We start from the raw sequence: 1439 nt of genomic DNA on the forward strand, positions 1-1439 counted from the left end.
TCGGCCATTGGCCGAGCGTGTATTTTATCGCTTTACCCAGCGGGCTAGACTCAAGCACTTGTTGAGTTGTCATCCACTCGTACAACTCATCCAGTATTGGCTTGGCATGCTGTTGACGCTCTGCTTTTCGTTTTTCGGCACAGGCACCTTTTAAGCGGGATTCTATCCCATAGAGCTTCTGGATTTTAGCCAATGCACTATCCGCTTTGCCTGACTTGCCTTTGCCTTGCAGCTTTTTCGCCTCCATGAACTTGCGCCGAGCATGCGCCCAGCAACCGACATTGGTGACGAGATGAAGCCCATCATAAACACCATAGCCATCGGTTTGTAGATAACCACTGTAATCCCCCAAGAAGGCAACAGGGCACGCCCTAGCTCGACTGTTTTGATAGTCGTACAAGACGATATTTCTCACATTAGGGAGGGCGGCTTCAGGCGAGTCCGCGCCCGAGCAGTAGAGCCACATGTAGCATTGTTTGTCTTCCTTGAGCACATTGAGCGGCGTTTCATCCGCCTGAACCACTATTTGCTCGAGTAGGTGCGTTTTTAAGGCCGCATAAAGTGGAGCGAACTTCTCACTAACTTGGATAATCCACCTTGCCATGGTGGTTCGTGATAGTTCGATACCCGACTGGGTAAACAGCGACTCTTGGCGATACAGTGGCATTGCGTATTGATATTTGCCAAGGATGATGTTGGCAAGCAAGCTTTCTGTCGCGAAGCTCTTCGGGATAATGCTTTGTGGTGCTGGCTTTTGAACGATGCGGCTTTTGTCTTCTGTTTGCTCGCAATGGCGGCAAGCATATTTAGGACGAACATATTCCAGCACTTTGAGCACCGCTGGTGAGAACTCAAGTTTCTCACTGCGGTCTTCACCGATTTTATGCAGGTTATGTTGGCAGCAAGTGCACTGCTTTTCATGGTCGTCTAGTTCGATAACCTCACGAGGCAAGGTCTTTGGAAGTGGCTTGCGTTTACCACGTTTCTTCGTTGTGGTGGTCGTCGTGACCTCAACCTCTTCTTCTTTAGCGGCTTCACATTCCACTTCGTTGAAGAGGTCACCTTGAGATTCATTGTAAGGCTTTAACGCCTCCGAGCGTTTAGCGAACTGGCGGTCGAAGGCCAGCTTGAGCTGTTCAAGTAGCGACTGGCGCTCTTGTTTCAATTGGATTTCTGACGCCATCAGCGCTTTCACCATCGCTTGTAGCTCGGCAACATCTTGGCTTTCTGGGTTAATATTTGGCGTCTTTTTCATGGCATTGATTATACTAAAATCATGCCATTAATGCTTGGTGGATAAGGCTTTATTATCCAGGGCAAGATCATGAACATTTCTTGTACAACGCAAGGTTAAATTTGACCTGAAGCACGGTCTGTGATCTTATGCTCTTCTTTTGGGGAGCGACCATGAATATTAATACCATCAAAGCGCATTTCAG

1 protein-coding gene is annotated in these 1439 nt (G+C 48.2%); it reads right to left on the reverse strand.

The genetic code is table 11. From position 1 onward, the window contains the following. The coding region (locus UF06_RS03640) for an IS66 family transposase (RefSeq protein ID WP_045569228.1) at positions 1 to 1255 on the reverse strand (1255 nt) is incomplete at its 3' end. Positions 1256 to 1439 lie beyond the last annotated feature (184 nt).

Source organism: Vibrio sp. S234-5 (assembly GCF_000960595.1).
Classification (GTDB): domain Bacteria; phylum Pseudomonadota; class Gammaproteobacteria; order Enterobacterales; family Vibrionaceae; genus Vibrio.